Here is a 7,071-nt window from a genome sequence, read left to right as displayed (position 1 = left end):
AAACTTTTTACTCGGCCTTCAGGTGGATGCGTGCGAAGGCCTTCTTGCCGGCCTGGCAGACATGGCTGGAGCCAAGCTTGAACACGAAGCCGCGATCCACCACCTCGCCATCCACCTTCACACTGCCGGCGCTCAGCAGATCGCGCGCAGCCGCAGCGTTCTTCACCAGGCCCGCCTTATTAAGGACGGAGGAGACCGGCATATCCTCTATAGATAGAAGCTCGACTTCCGGAAGATCGTCCGGCAGCTCGCCATCTTTCAGGCGATTGCCAGCGGAACGGTGGGCATTGGCCGCCGCCTCTTCGCCGTGGAAGCGAGCAACGATCTCCTCGGCCAGCTTGATCTTGATGTCCCGGGGATTGGCGCCACTCACCACGTCCGCCTTGAACTGCTCGATTTCTTCCATGGAGCGGAAGCTCAGCAGCTCGAAGTAGCGCCACATCAGCGAGTCGGGCATGGACACCAGCTTGTTATACATGGCGCCCGGCGCCTCCTGGATACCCACGTAGTTACCCAGCGACTTGGACATCTTCTTCACGCCATCCAGACCCTCCAGCAACGGCATGGTGACGATGCATTGCGAAGACTGCCCATAGGCGCGCTGCAGCTCACGCCCCATCAGCAGGTTGAATTTCTGGTCGGTGCCCCCCAGCTCGACGTCGGCGCGCAACGCCACAGAGTCGTAGCCTTGAACCAGCGGATAGAGGAACTCATGGATGGCGATCGGATGGTTGCCTTCGTAGCGCTTCTGGAAGTCGTCGCGCTCGAGCATGCGCGCCACGGTGTACTGCGACGACAGGCGGATGAAGTCGGCCGGAGTCAGCTTGTCCATCCAGGTGGAGTTGAAGGCCACCTCGGTCTTCGCCGGATCGAGGATCTTGAATACCTGGGTCTTGTAGGTCTCGGCGTTGTCGAGCACCTGCTCGCGAGTCAGCGGCGGACGGGTAGTGCTCTTGCCACTGGGGTCGCCGATCATGCCGGTGAAGTCGCCGATCAGGAAGATCACCTGATGCCCCAGCTCCTGGAACTGGCGCAGCTTATTAATAAGGACGGTATGCCCCAGGTGCAGATCGGGCGCGGTAGGGTCGAAACCGGCCTTGATGCGCAGCGGCTCGCCACGCTTGAGTTTTTCCACCAGTTCGGATTCGACCAGGACTTCTTCCGCTCCGCGCTTGATCAGCGCCAGCTGCTCTTCAACCGACTTCATGACAGGACTCATGCCACTCGCAAAACCAAAAGGGAACCAACCATACAAGATCACTGACCAATTACAAGCTCTGCGCCCGGGGCTGCCGCTCGACAGACAGCCTGGCTTCAGGGTTGCCTATGATGAATTATGATTATATTTTAGGCAGTTAATGCACTCTTCCAAGAAACACCCCGAGCCATGACCCATACCTCTCCCAAAGCTACGTCCTACCCGCGAAGCCATCTGCTGGCTGCCAGCGGTGTCGCGGCGCTGCTGAGCCTGGCCTTGCTGGTGTTCCCATCCCGCGAGGTGGAAGCAAGGAAGACCTACCTGTCGATGGAGCTGGACAATGGCTCCGAACAGATACTGCAGGAAAAGGACGACCTCCGACCCGGGCAGGTTCTGGGGGATCGAGGCGCATCACCCTTCGCCGATGCCAACCTCGCCAATAATCAGAAAAGCGCCCAATCAGACGCTGATAACGAGAAGAAAGAAGAGCTTCAACCCGCCCCACCCTCCGATCCGCTGCAGAAGAGCGTCACCGTCACCAGTGGCGATACTCTCTCCACTCTCTTCGCACGCGTGGGCCTGAATGCCACGGCCCTGCACGAAGCCATCGACAGCAGCAAGGACGCCAAGCGCTTCAGCCGCCTCCATGTCGGCCAGACCCTGGACTTCAAGCTGACCGCCGACGGCAAGCTGGAGCAACTGAGCAGCAGACTCAACGATCTCGAAAGCATCTCCCTGACTCGCGACGACAAGGGCTTCTCCTTCAAGCGTGAACTGGTCAAGCCTGATGTCCGCACCAGTTACGCCCGTGGCGTCATCAACAGCTCGCTGTTCCTCTCCGCCAAACGCGCCGGGCTGCCACACAGCCTGACCATGGACCTGGCCAACGTGTTCGGCTACGACATCGACTTCGCCCAGGACCTGCGCGAAGGCGACGAGTTCGAGGTGATCTACGAGGAGCACACGGTCAACGGCAAGACGGTGGGCAACGGCAATATCCTCTCCGCCCGCTTCACCAACCGCGGCAAGAGCTATACCGCGGTCCGCTACACCAACAAGCAGGGCGTCACCAGCTACTACAACGCGGACGGGATGAGCATGCGCAAGGCGTTCATCCGCACGCCAGTGGACTTCGCCCGCATCAGCTCCAAGTTCTCCCTGGGCCGCAAACATCCCATCCTGAACAAGATTCGCGCACACAAGGGTGTCGATTACGCCGCGCCACGTGGTACGCCGATCAAGGCCGCCGGCGATGGTCGCGTACTGCTGGCCGGGCGCAAGGGTGGCTACGGCAACGCGGTCGTCATCCAGCACGGCAACAGCTACCGCACCCTGTACGGGCACATGCAGGGCTTCGCCAAGGGCGTGCGCACCGGCGTGAACGTCAAGCAGGGCCAGATCATCGGCTACATCGGCACCACCGGTCTCTCCACCGGCCCGCACCTGCACTACGAGTTCCAGGTCAACGGCCAGCACGTGGACCCGCTCGGCCAGAAGCTGCCGATGGCGGACCCTATCGCGAACAACGAGAAGCAGCGCTTCCTGCAACAGAGCAAGCCGCTGATGGCACGCATGGATCAGGAAAAGGCCACCCTGCTGGCCGCCAACAAGCAGCCCTGAGATGCTGCGCTACCTGGGGGTGATGTCCGGCACCAGCCTCGACGGACTGGACATCGCCCTGATCCACCAGGCCTCCCACCCCGCCCTGCTCGCCCATCACTACATCCCCATGCCCGACACGCTGCGTGCCGAGCTGCTGGCCCTGTGCTCGTCCGGCCCTGACGAACTGGCACGCGCGGCGGTGGCCGAACAGCGCTGGGTTGAACTGGCAGCCGACGGCATCCATGCCCTGCTGCGGCGGGAAGGCTTGAGCGCCGGCGATATACGTGCCATCGGCAGCCATGGCCAGACCGTGCGCCACGAGCCGGCCCGCGGCTTCACCGTACAGATCGGCAACCCGGCGCTGCTGGCGGAGCTGACCGGGATCGACGTGGTCGCCGACTTCCGGCGCCGAGACGTCGCCGCAGGCGGCCAGGGTGCGCCACTGGTGCCGGCCTTCCACGAAGCCCTCTTCGAGCGCGAAGATCAGCCCAGGGCCGTGCTCAACGTCGGAGGTTTCAGCAACCTCAGCCTGATCGAGGCGGACCAGCCAGTGCGAGGCTTCGACTGCGGGCCGGGCAACGTGCTGCTCGATGCCTGGATCGGCAAGAGCCTGGGCGAAGCCTTCGACCGCGGTGGCGACTGGGCCGCCAGCGGGCAACTGAATGATGCCTTGCTGCGCGCGCTCCTGAGCGATCCCTACTTTGCCACGCACGGCCCCAAGAGCACGGGGCGGGAGCTGTTCAACCTCGCCTGGCTCGAAAGCCATCTGGCCGCTCAGCCTGATCTGGCTCCCTCGGATGTCCAGCGCACGCTGCTGGAGCTGACCGCGCGCAGCGTCGTCGACTCGCTGCAGCAGGCCCAGCAGGGCACAGCCGAACTGTTGGTGTGTGGCGGCGGCGCGCACAACGACATGCTGATGCGGCGCCTGCAGGAGTTGCTGCCCGATTGCCGGGTGGCCAGCACCGCCGCGCGCGGCGTGCCGCCGGACTGGATCGAGGCCATGGCCTTCGCTTGGCTGGCCCACTGCTGCCTGGAGCGCATTCCGGCCAACCGCCCAAGCGTCAGCGGGGCGAAGGGCCCGCGCATCCTCGGCGCCATCTATCCGGCCTGAAGAAACGAAAAAGCCGCGCAATGGCGCGGCTTCTTCTTACAGCGGCGGGCAATCAGATCGAGAAAGACGATCCGCAACCACAGGTGGTCGAGGCGTTCGGGTTGTTGATCACGAAGCGCGATCCTTCCAGCCCTTCCTGATAATCCACCTCGGCACCAGCCAGGTACTGGAAGCTCATGGGATCGACCACCAGGCTGACGCCCTCGCGCTCGACGATGGTGTCATCGTCGGCGACGTCCTCGTCGAAGGTGAAGCCGTACTGGAAGCCCGAGCAACCGCCGCCGGTGACGAACACACGCAGCTTCAGGCGCGGGTTGCCTTCTTCATCGACCAGGTTCTTCACCTTGTTCGCCGCACCCTGGGTGAAGATCAGGGGGGTTGGAGTGAAGGTCTCGACGCTCATCTTGCTGCTCTCCCGGCGCCAGGCGCCATGTCACGTACTGCACGGGCGAGGATTATCCGCTTGTCCGAGCAAATTGGTCAATTATTGCGCGAAGGCAGGGCACGAGGCCCTGCCTGTTTAGATGGGAGTGCCCGCGACGAATTCAAGTTGTCGCGGGCGAGATGGCGGTCAGGGCAGCAGGGCGGCGTGGGAGAGTCCCAGGCGCTCGTCCAGTCCGAACATGATGTTGAGGTTCTGCACCGCCTGGCCCGACGCGCCCTTGACCAGGTTGTCGATGGCGGACAGCACCACCACCAGGTCGCCGCCCTGGGGACGGTGCACGGCGATGCGGCAGACGTTGGCGCCGCGCACGCTGCGGGTTTCCGGATGGCTGCCGGCGGGCATCACGTCGACGAACGGCTCGTCGGCGTAGCGGCGCTCGAACAGCGCCTGCAGATCCACGCCGCGGTCGGCGACGGTGGCGTACAGTGTGGCGTGGATGCCGCGGATCATCGGCACCAGGTGCGGCACGAAGGTCAGGCCGACCGGTCCGTTGGCGGCGCGGCGCAGGCCCTGGCTGATCTCCGGCAGGTGGCGATGGCCCTTGACCGCATAGGCCATCATGCTCTCGCTGGCCTCACACAGCAGCGAACCGACCTTGGCGCCACGACCGGCACCGCTGACGCCGGAGGCGCAGTTGGCGATCAACTGACTCGAATCTGCCAGACCGGCCTCCAGCAGCGGGATCAGGCCGAGCTGGGTGGCGGTCGGGTAGCAGCCGGGGACGGCGATCAGGCGCGCACCCTTGATCGCCTCGCGATTGACCTCGGGCAGGCCGTAGACCGCCTCGGGCAGCAGGTCCGGCGCGCCGTGGGGCTGGCCGTACCACTTGGCCCACTCCTCGGCGTCCTGCAGGCGGAAGTCGGCGGACAGATCGATCACGCGAGTGCCGGCGGCGAGCAGTTCGCCGGCCAGGGCATGGGCGACACCATGGGGCGTGGCGAAGAACACCGCATCACAGGCGCCCAGGGTGGCGACGTCCGGCACGCTGAAGGCCAGATCGTCGTAGTGGCCGCGCAGATTGGGGTACATGTCGGCGACCTTGACCCCGGCCTCGGAGCGCGAGGTGATCACCGCCACCTCGGCCTGCGGGTGCTGGGCCAGCAGGCGCAGCAGTTCCACCCCGGTGTAACCCGTGCCGCCGACGATTCCGACCTTGACCATTGCATACCCCCGCTGCGCGACCGTTGAGAAAGGCTGCCGATGATACGGCTCCGGGGCAACCAGGGCCAACCTCGAGGATGCGCTCGGCCATGGCTTTCTCTACTATCGGCGACACATTTCGCGCAGGAAGTCGTCGATGCTCTATCTCTGGGTCAAGGCCCTGCACATCATCGCCCTGGTCTGCTGGTTCGCCGGCCTGTTCTACCTGCCCCGGTTGTTCGTCTATCACGCCATGGCCGAGGACGACGCCAGCCGCGAGCGCTTCTGCGTCATGGAGCGCAAGCTGTATCGCGGCATCATGAATCCCTCGATGATCGCCACGCTGCTGTTCGGCGGCTGGATGCTCCATCTCAATCCGGCCTGGCTACAGCAGGGCTGGATGCACGCCAAACTGACGCTGGTGGTACTGTTGGTCGGTTATCACCATGTCTGCGGCGCCCAGCTCAAGCGCTTCGCCCGCGGCGAAAACGCCCGCGGCCACGTGTTCTACCGCTGGTTCAACGAAGTGCCGGTGCTGTTCCTGCTGGCCATCGTGGTGCTGGTGGTGGTGAAACCCTTCTGATCACGACAAGAGGAAAGACCCATGTCCCTGCCCGCTCTGTTCGACCAGCGCCTGCGCCTGCCCGTGGTGGCGGCTCCCATGTTCCTGGTGTCCACCCCGCAACTGGTACTGGCCTGCTGCAACGACGGAGTGGTCGGCAGCTTCCCGGCCCTGAACCAGCGCGAGACCAGCGGCTTCAAGGCCTGGCTGGAAGAGATCGAGGCGGGCCTGAAGCCGGACGCGGCGCCCTACGCGGTCAACCTCATCGTGCATGGCAGCAACCCGCGCCTGCAGGCCGACCTGGCTGTGTGCGTCGAGCACAAGGTGCCGGTGGTGATCACCAGCCTGGGCGCGGTCAAGGAAGTGGTCGATGCCGTGCACAGCTACGGCGGCCTGGTCTTCCATGACGTCACCACTCGCCGCCATGCGGAGAAGGCGGCCGAGGCCGGCGTCGACGGCCTGATCGCGGTGGCAGCCGGAGCTGGCGGCCATGCGGGCACCTGGAGCCCGTTCGCACTGATCGCCGAGATCCGCCAGTTCTTCGACAAGACTCTGCTGCTCTCCGGCTGCCTCAACCACGGTCACGAGATCCTCGCCGCCCAGTTGCTCGGCGCCGACCTGGCCTACATGGGCACCCGCTTCATCGCCACCCGCGAGAGCAACGCCGACGGCGACTACAAGCAGATGATCCTCGACGCCCGCGCCGCCGACATCGTGCATACCCCCGCGGTCTCGGGCGTGCCGGCCAGCTTCATGCGCCAGAGCCTGGAAAAGGCCGGCTACGACCTCAAGCGCCTGCAGGACAAGGGCGACGTCGACTACGGCGAGAAGCTCAAGCCGATCAGCGACGAGGCCAAGGCCTGGAAGACCGTATGGTCGGCCGGCCAGGGCGTCGGCGGGATCGCCGATCTGCCGACGGTGGCCGAGCTTATCGCACGCCTGGACGACGAATACCGCGCCGCACAGGGCCGGGGCAACCAACTGGCGGGGAAATGGCCGCGCTAGTGGCCATT

Annotated in this window: 7 protein-coding genes; 4 read left to right on the top strand and 3 right to left on the bottom strand. The window is 64.7% G+C overall.

Annotated elements, in window-relative coordinates; translation table 11 throughout:
- Positions 1-7: 7 nt before the first annotated feature.
- A complete protein-coding gene (tyrS, locus tag N7640_RS16560; RefSeq protein WP_279904536.1) occupies positions 8-1,207 on the bottom strand; it encodes a tyrosine--tRNA ligase in 1,200 nt (399 codons plus the stop codon).
- Between the two features lie 180 nt (positions 1,208-1,387).
- On the opposite strand from tyrS, the gene N7640_RS16555 reads away from it, so the two are divergent.
- Together N7640_RS16555 and N7640_RS16550 are read left to right on the top strand one after the other, a co-directional pair.
- Entirely contained in the window at positions 1,388-2,818 is a 1,431-nt protein-coding gene (locus N7640_RS16555) for a peptidoglycan DD-metalloendopeptidase family protein (RefSeq protein ID WP_279904537.1), read from the top strand.
- Between the two features lies 1 nt (position 2,819).
- Complete coding sequence (locus N7640_RS16550; RefSeq protein WP_279904538.1) at positions 2,820-3,911, top strand: anhydro-N-acetylmuramic acid kinase; 1,092 nt, start codon at positions 2,820-2,822, stop codon at positions 3,909-3,911.
- Positions 3,912-3,963: 52 nt separating this feature from the next.
- Here the strand turns inward: N7640_RS16550 and erpA are convergent, their stop codons facing one another.
- Entirely contained in the window at positions 3,964-4,314 is a 351-nt protein-coding gene (erpA, locus tag N7640_RS16545) for an iron-sulfur cluster insertion protein ErpA (protein ID WP_220813833.1), read from the bottom strand.
- 168 nt (positions 4,315-4,482) lie between these two features.
- Complete coding sequence (argC, locus tag N7640_RS16540) at positions 4,483-5,517, bottom strand: N-acetyl-gamma-glutamyl-phosphate reductase (RefSeq protein ID WP_220813832.1); 1,035 nt, start codon at positions 5,515-5,517, stop codon at positions 4,483-4,485.
- A gap of 136 nt (positions 5,518-5,653) precedes the next feature.
- Between argC and hemJ the strand changes: the two genes are divergently transcribed.
- Together hemJ and N7640_RS16530 are read left to right on the top strand one after the other, a co-directional pair.
- Positions 5,654-6,079: a protoporphyrinogen oxidase HemJ gene (gene hemJ, locus N7640_RS16535; RefSeq protein WP_279904540.1), complete on the top strand. Its 426-nt coding sequence runs from the start codon at positions 5,654-5,656 to the stop codon at positions 6,077-6,079.
- A 21-nt stretch (positions 6,080-6,100) separates the two neighbouring features.
- Positions 6,101-7,063, top strand: coding sequence for a nitronate monooxygenase family protein (locus N7640_RS16530; RefSeq protein WP_279904541.1), 963 nt, complete (start codon positions 6,101-6,103; stop codon positions 7,061-7,063).
- Positions 7,064-7,071 lie beyond the last annotated feature (8 nt).

It is taken from the genome of Pseudomonas sp. GD04015 (assembly GCF_029837675.1).
GTDB lineage: Bacteria > Pseudomonadota > Gammaproteobacteria > Pseudomonadales > Pseudomonadaceae > Aquipseudomonas > Aquipseudomonas paralcaligenes.
Note: the sequence above shows the minus strand (reverse complement) of the source record. Positions and strands in the feature narration are given on the sequence as shown.